10 protein-coding genes and 3 pseudogenes are annotated in these 15901 nt (G+C 57.4%); 8 read left to right on the forward strand and 5 right to left on the reverse strand.

Going from position 1 to position 15901, the window contains the following annotated elements; translation table 11 throughout:
- Window positions 1-1921 precede the first annotated feature (1921 nt).
- Window positions 1922-3681 (reverse strand): annotated as a pseudogene (locus tag E4P82_RS05330) (NAD-dependent malic enzyme).
- Window positions 3682-4072: 391 nt separating this feature from the next.
- On the opposite strand from E4P82_RS05330, the gene E4P82_RS05335 reads away from it, so the two are divergent.
- The 6 genes and pseudogenes from E4P82_RS05335 to E4P82_RS05360 all read left to right on the forward strand — a co-directional run bounded on the left by E4P82_RS05335 (window position 4073) and on the right by E4P82_RS05360 (window position 9843).
- Window positions 4073-4459 (forward strand): hypothetical protein, encoded by a 387-nt coding sequence (locus E4P82_RS05335; RefSeq protein WP_169247927.1) that lies wholly within the window; start codon window positions 4073-4075, stop codon window positions 4457-4459.
- A gap of 229 nt (window positions 4460-4688) precedes the next feature.
- Entirely contained in the window at window positions 4689-5132 is a 444-nt protein-coding gene (locus E4P82_RS05340; protein ID WP_169247928.1) for a MarR family winged helix-turn-helix transcriptional regulator, read from the forward strand.
- A 30-nt stretch (window positions 5133-5162) separates the two neighbouring features.
- Window positions 5163-6209, forward strand: a complete 1047-nt coding sequence (locus E4P82_RS05345) for an HlyD family secretion protein (RefSeq protein ID WP_169247929.1) — start codon at window positions 5163-5165, stop codon at window positions 6207-6209.
- A gap of 13 nt (window positions 6210-6222) precedes the next feature.
- Window positions 6223-7774, forward strand: a pseudogene (locus tag E4P82_RS05350) (DHA2 family efflux MFS transporter permease subunit).
- A 221-nt stretch (window positions 7775-7995) separates the two neighbouring features.
- The gene (locus tag E4P82_RS05355) at window positions 7996-8790 is read left to right on the forward strand and encodes an enoyl-CoA hydratase (RefSeq protein WP_312914194.1); all 795 of its coding nucleotides are present in this window, start codon (window positions 7996-7998) and stop codon (window positions 8788-8790) included.
- 156 nt (window positions 8791-8946) lie between these two features.
- A complete protein-coding gene (locus E4P82_RS05360) occupies window positions 8947-9843 on the forward strand; it encodes a 3-hydroxyacyl-CoA dehydrogenase family protein (protein ID WP_169247931.1) in 897 nt (298 codons plus the stop codon).
- 77 nt (window positions 9844-9920) lie between these two features.
- Here the strand turns inward: E4P82_RS05360 and E4P82_RS21800 are convergent, their stop codons facing one another.
- Together E4P82_RS21800 and E4P82_RS23075 are read right to left on the reverse strand one after the other, a co-directional pair.
- Window positions 9921-10556, reverse strand: coding sequence for a leucyl aminopeptidase family protein (locus tag E4P82_RS21800; protein WP_312914190.1), 636 nt, complete (start codon window positions 10554-10556; stop codon window positions 9921-9923).
- 61 nt (window positions 10557-10617) lie between these two features.
- A pseudogene (locus E4P82_RS23075) lies at window positions 10618-11304 on the reverse strand (leucyl aminopeptidase family protein); the annotation flags it as partial.
- 141 nt (window positions 11305-11445) lie between these two features.
- Here E4P82_RS23075 and gshA point away from each other — a divergent pair.
- Complete coding sequence (gshA, locus tag E4P82_RS05370) at window positions 11446-13053, forward strand: glutamate--cysteine ligase (RefSeq protein ID WP_169247932.1); 1608 nt, start codon at window positions 11446-11448, stop codon at window positions 13051-13053.
- A gap of 1513 nt (window positions 13054-14566) precedes the next feature.
- On the opposite strand, the gene E4P82_RS05375 is transcribed toward gshA, so the two are convergent.
- Both E4P82_RS05375 and E4P82_RS05380 read right to left on the reverse strand, forming a co-directional pair.
- Window positions 14567-15292: an SDR family oxidoreductase gene (locus tag E4P82_RS05375; RefSeq protein ID WP_169247933.1), complete on the reverse strand. Its 726-nt coding sequence runs from the start codon at window positions 15290-15292 to the stop codon at window positions 14567-14569.
- A 12-nt stretch (window positions 15293-15304) separates the two neighbouring features.
- Window positions 15305-15523 carry a hypothetical protein gene (locus E4P82_RS05380; protein WP_169247934.1) on the reverse strand — a complete coding sequence of 73 codons (219 nt, stop codon included), beginning with the start codon at window positions 15521-15523 and terminating at the stop codon, window positions 15305-15307.
- A gap of 6 nt (window positions 15524-15529) precedes the next feature.
- Here E4P82_RS05380 and E4P82_RS05385 point away from each other — a divergent pair.
- Window positions 15530-15901 (forward strand): transposase (locus E4P82_RS05385; protein WP_169247935.1); only part of this gene is annotated, 372 nt, incomplete at its 3' end.

Below are 15901 nucleotides of genomic sequence, written 5' to 3' on the forward strand. Positions count from 1 at the left end.
GGATGACGGCGACGGTGATCGAATTCGCGGTGCGCGGCGGCCTGAACGAACAGGCCGGAGCGATCATCGCCGATCTGATGATGTCGGCGATCGCCAATACGGGACGTTTCACCTTGAAAGACCGCTTGCCGCTGTCGGCGGCGGCCAAGATCGCCAAGGCGCAGGAATTCGGTTCCACCGGCCTGCTCGATCCCAAGACCGCCGCCGAACTGGGCCGGCTGTATGGGGTGGACGCCGTGGTAACCGGTGGCGTGTATAAACTCGGCGACCTGATCACCGTTACGGCGCGCTTGATCGACACCAAGACCGCATCCTTGTTGCGCAGCGGTCAGATCCAGGGCAAGGATATCGATACCATTCAGATCAAGGTCAACGAATTGGCGGCCATGATCACGGCGCCACCACCCGTGGCGCCGACCTATGCCCTGACGGTCAAGACCGATCCGCCCAGCGCCAATGTTCGCCTATTGAACAGCCCGACCCCGTATCAGCCGGGTGTCCGCTTGCCGTCCGGCAACTACGACATCGAAGTGACTCAATCAGGTTACGCAACCCGCAAGGAATCAGTGCGGATCGCGGATCGTGACGTGGCGCTGAATATCGCGCTGGAAAAAGCCAAATATGGGTTGACCGTTCGCTCGGAGCCGGCAGACGCGCAAATCCGGTTATTGAACAGTCCGATCGCCTATCAACCCGGCGTGCAACTGGTTCCCGGCGATTATCAGATCGAAGTGACGAGGGATGGTTACGCCTCCCACAAGTTTCCGCTGAAGATCGTCGACAGCGAAGTCACCGTGCCGGTGACGCTGAGCAAGCTGGAGTCGCCGCGGCCGGTACAGTACCGTTTGACCGTGCAGGCTGATCCCCCACAGGCTAAGGTGCGGTTGTTGAATGAAAAGACCGAGTATCGGCCCAGGGTGGAACTGGCGCCGGGTAGCTACACGGTGGAAGTCAGCCAGTCGGGTTACGAAACCCGGCAAGTGGCGGTGCGGATCGTCGATAGCGACGTGACGGTGCCGGTGGCGCTGACCAAGCAGCCCGAACCGGAGCGACCGACCCTATATCGGCTGACGGTGCATACCGAGCCCGCCAATGCCCGAATTCGGTTGCTGGGTATCCGTCCGAGTTACCAACCCGGCATCCAACTGGCGCCGGGTAGCTACACGGTGGAAGTCAGCCAGTCGGNNTACGAACNNCCAACAGGTACGGTGCGGATTGTCGACAGCGATGTGACGGTGCCGGTGGCGCTGGTCAAACAACCCGAACCCAGTGAGTATCAACTAACGGTGCGTGCCGACCCGGGGGATGCCCAGATCCGGCTGCGAGGTATTCGAGCCACTTACCGACCCGGAGTACGACTGCCGCCGGGCAACTACACGGTGGAGGTTTCCCGATCGGGTTATGAGACTAAACAAGTTGCGGTGCGGATCGTCGATGGCGATGTCACTTTGCCGGTTACGCTGGAAAGGACGGCGTCGGTTACACCACCATCCACGCCATCCACGCCGTCCGCGCCCCCGTCGCGGGCCGGAGCGTGGCGGATCGGCTCGGTGCGTGTGGACGGTTGGCTGAGCGGTGGGGACCGTTCCGAGGTCATGCGAGTGTTGAATGGCTATGTCGGGCAGACGGTGACCCGACAAACATTGTTGAACGGTGCGATGCAGGTTTATCGAACCACGGGCGTGACGTTGAGCTTTGTGGTGCGTAACAACACATCCGGTTCGGCGGATTTGTCGGCACGAATCGCAGGGCGGGCACGACGAACCTATGAAAGCTCGGTCCCCCTCATTACGCCCAGCCAGTTGGAAAACGCCGGGTTCGGAGTGTCGGTCGAGTGAGGCGGCCGGATCCGGCTGGCCTCCACCCGGAAGCACGGGCTGGCGCCTGACCAGCCCGCGCCGGGCACACCGGCCGCTCCCGGTTAGTAGCCGGGATGATCGATCATCGCGGTATGGTCGCCGCGTACGATCGGCAGGTAGCGCGGTTTCCAGAACCGGGCGCGCAGGTAGGTATCGAGATCGCGCCCGGCCAGATCGGTCTTGCCGGCCACGCCCTCTCTGAGCGATTGTTCGATCACCCGCACCGCGACGCGGATGCTGACCTCGCGTAGCTCGCCCACCGGCGGATAGACCCGGCCGGATTTCAGGTGCGCCGCTGCGGTATATTCAGCCAATGCGTAGGCGGCTTCCAATACCATGTTATCGGTGATCTCCCGGCATTCGGCCAGAATGGCGCCGAAACCCAGACCGGGGAAGATGAAGGCGTTGTTGCCCTGGCCGATATGATGCATCTGGCCGTCGCAGACCACATCGGGGAAGGGACTGCCGGTGGCGACGAGCGCCCGGCCCTCGCTCCAGTCCAGGATGTCCTGTGGCAGGGCTTCGCAGGCCGAGGTGGGGTTGGACAGTGGGAAGATGATCGGGCGTGAGGTGTTGCGGGCCATCGCCTGCACCACGGGGTGATTGAAGGAACCGGCCTGACCACTCAGTCCCAGCAAGGCAGTGGCCTTGGTGTGTTCGATGGTTTCCAGCAGGGTCGGAATCTCGTTGGCAATCTGCCAGTCCGCCACTTTCTCGCGGGGTTGCGCGTAACATTGTTTGTACGCTTCTACGTTGCGCCCTTCCACCAGCAGGCCGCGCGAATCGATCACGAAGACTCGGTCGCGCGCCTCCTCGCGGCTCAGGCCCTCGCGAATCAGACCCTCGGTGATGGCCCAGGCCACGCCGGCGCCGCCAGCGCCGGCGCCATGGACCACGATGCGCTGATCGCGCAGCGACTCGCCCTTGAGCCGGCTGGCCGACAGCATGCCGGCCAGCGCCACCGCGCCGGTACCTTGAATGTCATCGTTGAAGGAAGGGATCTGCTTACGATAGCGTTCCAGGACCGCGAATGCGACATCCTTGGAGAGATCTTCCCATTGGATGATGGCGCGCGGCCAGCGATTGTGAATGGTCTTGACGAACTTATCCAGAAACGCCAGATAGCGTTCGCCGCGCAGCCGCCGCTGCCGAACGCCCAGATAAAACTCGTCGTTCAGCAATTCCAGCCGGTCGGTGCCGACGTCCAGCTTGACCGGATGGTATGGAAGGGGTCGACGCCGCCGCCGATGGTGTAGAGAGCCAGCTTGCCGATGGCGATGGCCAGACCACCGTAGCCTTGATCGCCGATGCCGAGAATGGCCGAGGAGTCGGTGGCGACGATCATCCGCACATCGTTCCAGGGGTAGTTGCGAACTACCCGGTCGGCGCGGTCGATATTGAGCGGCGAGAACGAGATTCCGCGCGGATTCTGGTAGAGATGGCTAAATTGCTGGACCGCCTGACCAACGGTTGGTGTGTAGATGATCGGCATCATCTCTTCGAGATGCCGTTCCAGCAGCGCGTAGAACAGGGTTTCGGCGCGTTCCTGCAGGGCGCGCAAGTATTGATACTTGGAGATGGGATCGGGCTCGCGCAGGAAGCCGCGGTAGACCCGCTCGACCTGCTGCTCCAGCGTATTGACCTGCGGCGGCAGCAGACCGTCCAGCCCTAGGGCGACCCGCTCGTCCTCGGTAAACGCAGTGCCCTTATTGCTGAGGACCAGCCGCAGCAGGGCGATGCCCTCCAGATAAACTTCCATGTATTCATGACCTTCGGTATCGCTTTTGATGTCGAAATAGGGGCTAATCGGTTCTCGTTTCATCGCTTGAATCTTAAGGTTCAGGGGAATGGTTCCCCAAGCTGGTCGAACATAGCAATATGGCACTTAAGCGGAATGCGGTCAAACAACCCCGACCCGTGTCGCCAACATTCTCTTCCTCCCGGCACCGATAACGGTTTCCTCACTCGCGATTAGCGCGTGATCGGTTCAGATTGGCCCGACCAAAGTTGTGGGGAGTCATTTGTGGATCGTTGGCGCTAAAGGGTGACGATCCGCGATTTTGTGAAAAACGCAAGGTGAAAATATTAATTTTATTTTTATTTTCAATAAGTAACTTATACTCATCATTTATTTTTTTATTTCTTGGAATTTTTTTTTGCTTGTATCCAATCATATACCAAAAACGATAAAACTGGACTTGGAGTACATGTCAATGAACCATCAGATCCATCGTAAGCAGATCATCGTGCTGGTGTTGGCGCTGCTACTGGCGATGGCCTCCTACCTGATCCCTTTGCCGCAGCGGCCCGACCAGCAACCACAATCTGGAGTATACGCGCCGGCCAAGCAGGTTGTGCCGGTAAAGCCGCCGGTCGTCACACGCGAAACCGCCATCACATGGCAGGCTCCGATAAAGACTCAGATACCGCAAGTTAGCACATCCGTTCTCGATGTCGGCACAGGTGAGGCGTCACAGGCTCAGTCCATGATGGTGAAACGATTGGTCAGCCAAGACAATCTGGTCAGCGACGAAAAAATCCAGGCCGCCGCTGCTCCGCTCCTGTCGCTCAAGAAAATCGATCCGCTTCCCGGTCGGTGATCGCATTCCTGTCATTCCTGTTCGAACCCTGGCTAGAACAGGCCAACCACGTCGTGCGCGCGTCCTTCTTTCCCGTTCCTTCCGATTCGTAAGTCTTTTCTCCAAATCCAGAAGCCGTTCTTCATCTTATGGCCCGAGCCGAGAGCTCGGAGGTGCCGGATGCAGAGCGTTTGACAGTAATAACATCATTACCATATTATAAGCATAATATATTATATGGTAGAGCTTCATGGAATTGCGACAAGACAGTCTCGGTTTTCTGCTTGCGGACGTTTTTCGGTTGATGCGGCGGGCCTTCCAACAACGATTGGAGGACGGCGCCCTCACGCCTGCTCAGGGGCGGGCGCTCGTTTATATCTCTCGTCATGAAGGGATTCGTCAAGTCGATTTGGCGAAATTATTGGAAGTACAGCCCATTACGCTCGCGCGCCTCGTCGATCAATTGGCGGAGGCTGGCGTGGTCGAACGCCGCCCCGATCCCGCCGATCGCCGCGCCTATCAGGTGTTTCTGACACCTGCCGCCGCTTCGCACCTAGCTACCATCGAACAGGTTTCGGCAACGATCCGGGCCGACGCCTTGCACGGTCTCGACGCGCAACAAGCAGCGCTCCTGCTCTCCGCTCTGCACACAATGCGCGACAACCTGCGCCAAGAAGTATGTCATGACCGCTGAATGTTGTTTTTTATCCACCATACGCCGACCATGACTGAACGTTTCCATCTCTCTCCGCGTCGGTGGCTTCGGTTGATCCTGCTGGTGGCCGTGCCCTTACTGGCTGCATTGGTTGGTGGCGTCCTCTATCTCAAGGGTGGGCGCTATGTCGAAACCGACAACGCCTATGTCAAGGCGGACAAGGTGCCAGTCAGTGCCGAGGTATCGGGGACGGTCCAGGAGGTGCTGGTCGAGGAAAACCAGAGCGTCGTGGCGGGTCAGCCGCTGTTCCGGCTCGATCCCGTGCCGTTTCGGATGGCCTTGACAAAGGCCGAGGCCAAGCTGGCGCAAGTGCGTGTCGATCTTGCGGCGACGAAAGCGAGTTTCCGTGAGAAACAGGCGGAAATCGCCCTGGCGCGGACCAAGTACGCTTTTGCCCAGAAAGACCAGCGACGCCAGGCTGATTTGGTGGCCCAGCATTTCGTCTCCGCTCTCAATTTCGACAACGCAAGGCAAAGCACCGATCTCGCCGCGCAGCAAATCGTCGCCTTGGAGCAGGATCTGAAGCGCATCGCGGAAACCTTGGGCGGTGGCGTCGATGCTCCGGTCGAGCACCATCCTAGCTATCGGGCGGCATTGGCCGAACTGGAGCAGGCCAAACTCGATCTGGCGCGGGTGGAAGTACGCGCCTCGCTCCCCGGCATCGTGAGCAACCCTCCCAAGCCGGGGCAGTATCTTGCTGCGGGTGCCACGGCGCTGGCCTTGGTCGTCAATGGCAATCCGTGGATCGAGGCCAACTTCCCCGAGACGGATCTCACTTACGTTCATCCAGGTCAGCCGGTCGCGATCCATATCGATACCTATCCCGACCTCACCTGGAAGGGTACCGTGGACAGTCTGAGTCCGGCGACGGGCGCGGAGTTCTCGGTCATCCCGGCTCAGAATGCCACCGGCAACTGGGTCAAGATCGTGCAGCGGGTGCCGGTACGGATTCAATTCGCGGTCGCACCCGGAATGCCGCAACTGCGCGCGGGTCTCAGTGCCGTCGTGGAAATCGATACCGGTCATCGCCGTTGCGTGCTCGGGTTCTCGCTCTGAGCTCACAACCATGATGGCCGTCGCCATGCCCGCCGCGAACTCGGAAGGCTCGCATCGCGGTTTTGTCACCATGTCGGTCATGTTGACCACCATCATGCAGGCATTGGACACCACGATCGCCAACGTGGCGCTGCCGCACATGCAAGGGACGATGGGCGCGACTCAGGATCAGATTTCCTGGGTACTCACCTCTTACATCGTGGCGGCGGCCATCTGTATGCCCCTGACCGGTTTTCTTGCTGCCCGCTGGGGGCGTAAGCGCCTGTTCATGGGGTCGGTGATCGGTTTCACCATTGCGTCCATGCTCTGCGGAGCGGCGCAAAATCTGAGCCAGATCGTGCTGTTTCGGTTGCTGCAAGGCGTGTTCGGCGCGAGTCTGGTGCCGCTGTCGCAAGCGGTGCTGCTCGACGCCTATCCGCGCGAGCGGCATGGAGCGGCGATGGCGATGTGGGGCATTGGCGTCATGGTGGGGCCGATTCTCGGTCCGTCTCTGGGCGGTTGGCTGACCGAGTATTACAACTGGCGCTGGGTGTTCTACATCAATCTGCCGTTTGGTCTGTTGGCATGGTTCGGTCTGGCGGTGTTCGTGCGTGAAACTCCGTTGGACCGCTTACGACGTTTCGATCTGTTCGGCTTTGCCTTGCTGAGTTTGGGGCTCGGCGCGCTCCAGATGATGCTGGATCGCGGCGAATCGCTCGATTGGTTCGCCAACCCGGAGGTGGTGGCCGAGGCTCTGCTCGCGGGCTTGGCGCTCTATCTGTTCATCGTGCACATCTTTACCCATCCGCAGCCGTTTATCGAACCGGGGCTGTTCAAGGATCGCAACTTCAGCGTCGGCCTGGTGTTCATCTTCATCGTCGGGCTCATTCTGCTGGCCACGATGGCGCTGTTGCCGCCCTTCATGCAGAACCTGATGGGTTATCCCGTGATTGATGTCGGGTATCTGCTTGCGCCGCGCGGCGTCGGCACCATGACCGCCATGGTCGTGGTCGGCAGGGTGTCGGGTAAGGTGGACGTGCGCTATCAACTGCTTTTGGGTCTCATCCTGACCAGTTTGGCCTTGTGGGAGATGACGCATTTCAATACGGACATCGACGGCTGGGATATTGTCCGTACTGGCATTACCCAAGGATTGGGTCTCGGGTTCTTGTTCGTGCCGTTGTCCAGCATCAGCTTTTCCACCCTGTCGCCCCATTACCGCAACGAGGGTACGGCGCTGTTCAGCTTGATGCGCAACATCGGCAGCAGTATTGGCATTTCGGTGGTAACCACCTATCTGTCGCAACGAACCCAGGCCAATCACGCGGCCTTCGCGGATGCGATCAATCCGTTCAGCCTGGCGCTCAAGCAAGCCGTCGAGGCGGGCGCCTACAACCTCACGACCCCCCCAGGGCCTCGTGGCCATCAACAGCGAAGTGACGCGTCAGGCCGCCACGCTTGCCTACTTGCAGGATTTCCGGCTGATGATGTTCATCGCGTTGGCCGCCTTGCCGTTGATCCTGCTGCTGCGGGCGCCAGCCAAGCAGGCCAGTTCGATAGAAAAAGTAACTGCGGCGATGGACTGAAAGATCATTTTCACCGCCAAAAGCGTGTGCGCGCCAACCCGGTTGGATAGACATCCCGCTATCCATTCCTCTTGAATCCATCCTGAACGCATCCTGAACTCGGTTCTGGCTTATACTGCCGTTTGTGTTGGCCAAGCGCCGGCTATGCAAGGCGTTTTTTGTGTAAACCATGCCGGGACCGTTTCTATCAGAATCGCGGCGACCCCACCCATAACATTTAGATAAAAGAGGATAAGCATATGAGTTATCAGAATCTCTTGGTTGAAACCCGCGGTCCGGTGGCGTTGGTTACCCTCAACCGGCCCAAGGCGTTTAACGCTTTGTCCGACGACCTCATGGAAGAGTTGACCCAGGCGTTGGATGTGATCGAGGCAGACGAGTCCGTTCGCGCCATCGTGCTGACCGGTGGCGAGAAAGTGTTCGCCGCCGGCGCCGACATCAAGGGCATGAAGGATTATTCCTACATGGATGCCTATAAAGGTAATTTCATCACCCGCAACTGGGAACGGGTCAGTCGCTGCCGTAAGCCGGTGATCGCGGCGGTGGCTGGCTACGCGCTGGGCGGTGGCTGCGAGCTGGCGATGATGTGCGATTTCATTCTTGCCGCCGACAACGCCAAGTTCGGCCAGCCGGAAATCAAGCTCGGTATTTTGCCGGGGGCCGGAGGCACTCAGCGCCTGACGCGGCTGGTGGGGAAATCCAAGGCGATGGAACTGTGCCTGACCGGGCGGATGATGGATGTCGGGGAAGCCGAAAGAGCCGGCTTGGTCAGCCGGATTGTGCCCGTGGCCGAACTGATCGGGGAAGCGATCAAGACCGCCGAAACCATTGCCGGGTATTCGCTGCCTTCGGTGATGATGACCAAGGAATGCGTCAATCGCGCCTACGAAACCTCCTTGGCCGAAGGGCTGTTGTTCGAGCGCCGGACTTTCCATGCCGTATTCGCCACCGAGGATCAGAAAGAGGGGATGGAAGCCTTCGCCGGCAAGCGTTCGCCAGCGTTCAAGCACCGTTGAAGCTGCTTGGTGGGCGGGGTGGTTTGCCTGGACTGTTCGAAAGATTTGACCGGACCGCCGAAGAATTTCATTATTGTCATTAATGTTAATGCCGGCCTGTTTCGGATGCCGGAAAGACAGCGTGTTCAACAATCCCGTTAATTGAAGGAATGCAGGATGGAAATTAAAAAAGTAGGTGTTATGGGTTGCGGAGCGATGGGTTTGGGCGTGGCGCAGGTTTGCGCGCAGGCGGGTATCCCGACCATCGCCGTCAAGGCAACCCCGGGTTCGACCGATAAGATCCGCTCGGGGTTGGAGAAGTCGCTGGGTAAGATGGTCGAACGCGGCAAGATGACCACCGAGAAAATGGAGTCCACCCTCGGTTTATTGCAACTGACGACCAAGGAAGAGGATGTCGCTGATTGCGATCTGATCGTCGAGTCCATCATTGAAGATTTGGACACCAAAAAAGCGCTGTTTCAACGGCTGGAAAGCATCGTGTCGCCCCAGACGCTGCTGACCACCAATACCTCGACGTTGTCGGTGACAGCGATGATGGCGGTTTGCAAGCAGCGCGACCGGGTGGCGGGGCTGCATTTCTTCAATCCGGCTACGGTAATGAAGCTGGTCGAGATCATCCACGCCTTCGAGACTTCGGATGTCACCATCAGCACCCTGAACGCGTTTTGCAAGAAGCTCGGCAAGGATCCGGTCATCGTCCAGGACACCACCGGTTTCATCGTCAACCGCCTACTGACGCCCTACATGCTGAGCGCCATCCGGCTGCTGGAAATGGGCACCGGCACCATCGCCGACATCGATCATGCGATGAAGTCGGGCGCCGGCCATCCGATGGGTCCGTTCGAACTGGCCGACTACATCGGGCTGGACGTGGTGGAAGCGATGACGATGAATATTTATCAGGACATGCACCAGCCGCACGTATCGCCCCCGCACACCCTGACTCGTTTGGTGCAGCTCGGCTATCTGGGTCGCAAGACCGGCAAGGGCTTTTATGATTATTCCGTAAAACCGGCGATCGCGAATCCGCAACTGCGTCATCCAGTCGCCTGATCGTTCTCTCAATCCGGTTGAGAATCCGCGCCAGGGACGGCGCGTCAAGGCTTGTTTTCACATCCTCGTTCCCTGCTTCAACCGCCGCCGTAGCGCTGCTCCAGCCAGCCGAACACCGCGCGCAGCCCCATTGCCTCGCCGCCCTCCGGCCGTCCCGGCTGGGTTTTCAGGTTCCAGGCCATCGAATCGAAATGTGCCCAAGGAATGCCAGCGGGTACGAATTCCCGCAGGAACAGCGCAGCGGTGATCGCTCCGGCGTAGGACGAGTCCGAGGCGTTGGCGATATCGGCGATCTTGCTATCCAGCATCTCTCGGTAGGGTGCGTGCAACGGTAGCCGCCAGCAGGGGTCTTGCTCGCGCTCCGCCGCCGCCAGTAGGTCGGAGGCCATGGATTCGTCGTTGCAGAACAGCGCCGGTACCCCAGTCCCCAGCGCGACCCGCGCCGCACCGGTCAGGGTGGCGAAATCCAGTAGGATCTCCGGCTGTTCCACGCCGGCCTCCGCCAGCGCGTCGCAGAGCACCAGGCGGCCTTCGGCGTCGGTATTGTGAATCTCGACCGTCAAACCCTGGCGCGAGCGCAGGACGTCGCCGGGACGGAAAGCGTTGCCGGCGACCGCGTTTTCCACCGCCGCCACCAGTACCCGCAGCCGCACCGGCAAACCGGCGCTCATGATTAGCCGCGCCAGACCCAGCACGGTCGCTGCTCCACCCATGTCTTTTTTTCATCAGGCGCATGGCGCTGGAGGGCTTCAAATCCAAGCCGCCACTGTCGAAGCAGACACCCTTGCCCAGTAAAGTGACCTTGGGGTGGGTCGGGTTGCCCCAGCGCAGGTCTAGCAACCGGGGCGGATGGGTGCTGGCCCGACCGACGGCGTGAATGAGCGGAAAATGATGTGTCAGCAGCTCGTCGCCGACGATTTGTGCCACCGAGGCATCGAACTCCCGACCCAGCGCCAGCATCGCCTCGGCCAAGTGTTCCGGCATCATGTCCTCGGCCGGCGTGTTGATCAGATCACGCGTCAGCGTGACCGCCGCGATCTGCCGGCGGATGCGGTCGCCGTCGCTGACGGGGTCGAGCGCCAGCTTGGCCATGGGCCTCTTGGGTGCCTTGTAACGGCTGAATTGGTAGGCCCCCAGCGCCCAGCCTAGGGTCATCCGTTCCAGCCGCCAGGGATCGAAGGCGCCGTCGAGGCGGTAATTCCCTTCCGGCAGCGCCGCCGGCAAGTTACCCAACGCCCAGAGGTCATCGGCCTTGGCGATGCCGGCGACCACGGCCCGCAGCCGGCCGTCCGCGTCGGGGACCAGATTGAAACTGCCTGGTTTCGCCTTGAAACCGGTCGCGGTCAGCCAGCGGCGTGGCGAATCCTCCTGCCGCTCCAGCCACGGGCCGAATTCGCTCTCGATCACCGGGATGACGGGAATACAATCGGGAGTACGGGCGGGCAGCAAACCATCGTTCATGCGAACCTCTCTGCGTTCAAGCGCGGCGCCATGCGCGCCGCCAAGTGATTTTCACCGATAAAAGGCGCAAAATCCCGGCCCGTGCCGAGCGCCCTCTCCAGATTGGCAAGGGCGGTTTCGTCGAACCGGCGATTCTTGTATATGAATTGCCGCATCCGCGAGGCGAAGATCTTGTACCGAATTCTTGACCAGCGCTTAAGCCGGCTGTTCAATGCCGGTCCGCCCGCCGGCTTTGCCGGTCGCCTGCTGGGCCTGGAGCGGGAGGCGCTGCGGGTCGCGCCGGATGGCTATATCTCGCAGGTCCCTCATCCACCCACGCTCGGTTCGGCGTTGACCCATCCCTGGATCACGACTGATTACTCCGAATCGCTGCTGGAATTCATCACTCCGCCGCTGCCCGGTCCCGGAGAAGCGCTGCGCTTCCTGGACGAGGTGCATCGTTTCGCGTGTCGGCAGATCGGTGACGAGCTGCTCTGGTCGGCCAGCATGCCCTGCATCCTGGCCGGTGAAGCCAGCATTCCGATCGCGGAATACGGTCATTCTAATCTGGGCCGCATGAAGCACGTTTACCGGCGTGGGCTGGCGTGGCGCTATGGGCGCATCATGCAAGTGATCGCCGGCATCCACTTCAACTTCTCGTTGCCGGACTCGTTCTGGGTGGCGTTCCAGCAGATGGAAGGCGATCGCCGTTCGCTCCAGGAGTTTCGTTCCGAGTCCTACTTCGGGTTGATCCGCAACCTGCAACGTTTCGGCTGGCTGATTCTCTATCTGTTCGGCGCCTCGCCGGCGGTGTGCAAGTCGTTTCTCGACGGCAAGGCGACTTCGCTGACCGAATTCGACGAGCACACCTGCTACGGACCCTATGCCACGTCGCTACGGATGAGCAACATCGGCTACACCAACCGCAGCGAGAAGAAAAGCGGCGTCAACGTGTGCTACAACTCGCTGCCCGAGTACATCGCCAGCCTGACCCAGGCGACGGTGACGCCGTGGCCGCCTTACCAGCGGATCGGAGTGAAAGTCGACGGCGACTACCGCCAGCTCAACGCCAACGTTCTGCAAATCGAAAACGAGTACTACACCTCAATGCGGCCCAAACAGCCGCCGCAAGGCGACGAAAAACCGACTGTGGGGCTGCGGCGGCGCGGGGTGGCTTATGTCGAACTGCGTTCGGTGGACATCAATCCGTTGGAGCCGCTGGGCGTGAACGAGACCCAGTTGCGGTTTCTGGAAACGTTCCTGCTGTTTTGTCTGCTCAACGAATCGCCGCCGTTCGATGCGGAGGAGCGGGCGATGATCGACGACAATCAGATGGCGGTGGCCCTGACTGGCCGCGATCCGGCGCTGGTATTGCGTCGCCGCTGCGACCCGGTGTTGCCGCTGCGGCGCTGGGCGGACGATATACTCAGTTTGCTGCAATCGATCTGCGCGTTATTGGACCTGGGCGAGACGGGGCAACCCTATGCCACGGCACTAGCTGAACAGCGTGAGACCTTGGCCGAGCCGGAGCGTACCCCCTCCGCCCGCATCGTGGCGGCCATGCGCGCCAGCGGCGAAAACTTCTTCCGGTACGCCCGACGCTGGTCGGAACAGCATCGCCACCATTTCGAATCGCGGCCGCTGGCCGAGGAGCGGATACAGGTTTTCACCGAAGCAGCCGAGCGTTCGCTGCGGGAACAGGCCGCGATCGAAGCGGCGGACAAGATTTCGTTCGATGAATTCCTGGCCCGCTACTTCGTCCAAAGCTGAGCCGTGTCGTGATTTATTGGTAGGCGCTCTGCCGAAAATCCAGTGTACCCGAGCCGTTAAACTATCTGTCAGATTAAACCGCAATACCGAATTCCAAGGTACAAGAGTTCGCTTTCTGACAATAACTTTTTGAATAATATACAAAACATACTCATACAAAAAACCGATGTCTATCGGAAAGTTGCTGAAACATTCCTGAACATTCCCGATTCGCCGGATTCTCAATCGGTACAAAGGAGCCAACAACACCCTTACTAAGGATTAAGCCTAATCTTCCATTTGCTTGGGCACTCATCTAATTCATTTTTTTTTATTTTCTAAAAAAAATCATTACTTCATCGTTCCAGTTTCTTCCATCGCATTGTAACGCGATATCTTTCTTCATATAACCAAAAAAATCCCACAAAAAATGGATACCAATAACATGAAAACCGCCAATATAGATTTTTTTTTGTCCAAAATTTAAGCTATGAATAAGGAAAAATAATAAAATATATCCCGATATAATTGAGTACCGACTACTTGGATCTCCATGCAGACTACCCAAAATAGTAAATGCCGCCATACTGAGCCATGACAAAAATAGCGAAATACTAATTTTGTCTTTTTTATTTATAGGAACACAAAATGTAAAAGAAAGAAATAGTGGTAATCAAAAATAAGCATAAAATCAATATTCTTTCCAATTATTGGAACAATAAATTGGGCAAGAAAAAACAGATTGAATAGATTGCATCCCTATATTTGAAAATCTTTTCCCATTTAACAAGCTGGAGTCTATTGCCAAGTAAAAAAACATACAACTGAATACATAAGGTAACAGTTAAGATAAAAACAACACACGACAATTTCTTTATTTTTTTTCCAAAATTGATTTTACTACGAAAAAAAGGGTAAAAAAACCAACAAATATAAGCCTGTTAATCCACCAGTAAAAAAATAATAATCTGTAGAAATATTTTCTTTTACTAGATATTTTTTCAAAATTTTCAAAGAGAAGAAATAACCCAATCAAACCAAACCAAATTTGAGAATTTATTGTGTTTAACCAAATTTCTCCCACCATAGAAGGCAAGAAAGCCAATACGAGAAATCCAAAATATTTTTTTTGTATTCTTTGTCAAATAAGTAGGAGTTACCAGTTAGCAATATAATATACGGAACAAGTTGTACAACAAAAAGCAAAAGCCTGCTGTAACAAATGGAGCATAAACCAAAAGGAACTAAAACTAGCCACTTCTGTCGCAAGATTAGCAAATAAATTATAATAACCACCTCTCAAATGCACAAATAGCATACTGTCAATTAGGTTATTTTCATATGCAAACTTAAAAATGAACAGCCCCTTCTTCTGCCCAAAACCTTGGAAAAATTATTATATTGGTAGCCTTTAAGTAAATTATTAAAGCAGCAGAAATTATCAACAAAACCTTAAATGAAAAAATGACTCTTAAATACTCAAAACCCACCTTGAAAAAATTATTGCCTATTTGATGCATTGCTACTTACCCCTCTAAAAAGAGAATGATTTAAAAATTTTTTCAGGTAAGGATTTAATGATCCAAATAATCACTCTCCAAAATCTTGGTGTATAAACCATGTCCTTCCCCTGCTTCATCGCCGTCACGATATCCCGCGCCACCCATTCCGGTTTGGCCCACAGCAAGCCTTTCGGAAACTCCCGCGTCATCGGCGTATCCACGAAGCCGGGTTTGATCGTGACCACTTGCACGCCAGATTTATATAAACGCTGCCGCACGCCGCTCAGGAAGGTACTCACCGCTGCCTTGGCCGTGCCGTAGACATAATTGCTTTGTCGCCCCCGGTCGCCGGCGACCGACGAAATCACCGCGATCATACCGGAACGCTGAGCTTCAAACCGGTTGGCGATCAAGGTCAGCAGGGCGATCACACTCAAGGCGTTGGTGTGCAATTCCTGGAAAGTCAGGGCTACCGATTTCTGGCATGCCGTCTGATCCGACAATGTGCCGTGCGCAATCAGCACGGTATCCAGGCCGCCCAGCGCCGTGTCCGCGTTATCGAGCAAAGCCGCGTGACGTTCGATAGCATTAGCGTCCATCACTTCGGTTTGCGTTCGCGCCGCGCCGCGTACCCGCAAATCGGCGGCGATGGCTTCCAGTGCCTCCGCCCGCCGTCCCACCAGATACAGCATATCGCCTTGCACGGCGAACAACCGCGCGACGGTTTCGGCGATGGCTGAGCTGGCGCCGACGATCAATACTTTCGCATCTTAATCCCTCATCACCCGCCGCCAGAAGCTGGAGGAAAACCGGAGATCGATATATTCGCTGAAGTGGTGCCACTGCGGGAAAAATTCCCGGAACCGCGCCCCGCTCATACGGGCGTCCTTGGCCGGATACACCGCGCCGCCCGTCATCGCCACTACTGCGTCGAGTGCATCCAACAGTTTTAGAACGTGTTCACGATCTTCTGCTGAGTCTGCGAACATCGGGGGATGCGTACGAAGAGATACCCCAGTGACATCAGTAGAGAACAGTTTGGGCCAATTTTGCCGCTGCTGGAACAGGCCAGGCGCAAAACCAAGCCCAGGACGGTAGACCTGTACGAGGTGTTTTGCGCCGTACTGTACCTGCTACGCACGGGCTGCCAGTGGCGAGCGCTGCCCAGTGACTTTCCCAAGTGGCGCACGGTGCATTCGTACTTCGCCAAGTGGAGCGAGCCGGGCCAGGATGGCGTGAGCCTGCTGGAGCGGGCATTAAAAAATCAGGTTGGCGCGGCCCGCGAGAGACAGGGGCGCAACGCCTCCAGCACGCTCTTGATCGTGGACGCACAGAGTGTAAAGAACACGGACACAGCGGGCCTGAAG

The sequence above is a fragment of the Candidatus Competibacter phosphatis genome (assembly GCF_012939995.1).
GTDB lineage: Bacteria > Pseudomonadota > Gammaproteobacteria > Competibacterales > Competibacteraceae > Competibacter > Competibacter phosphatis.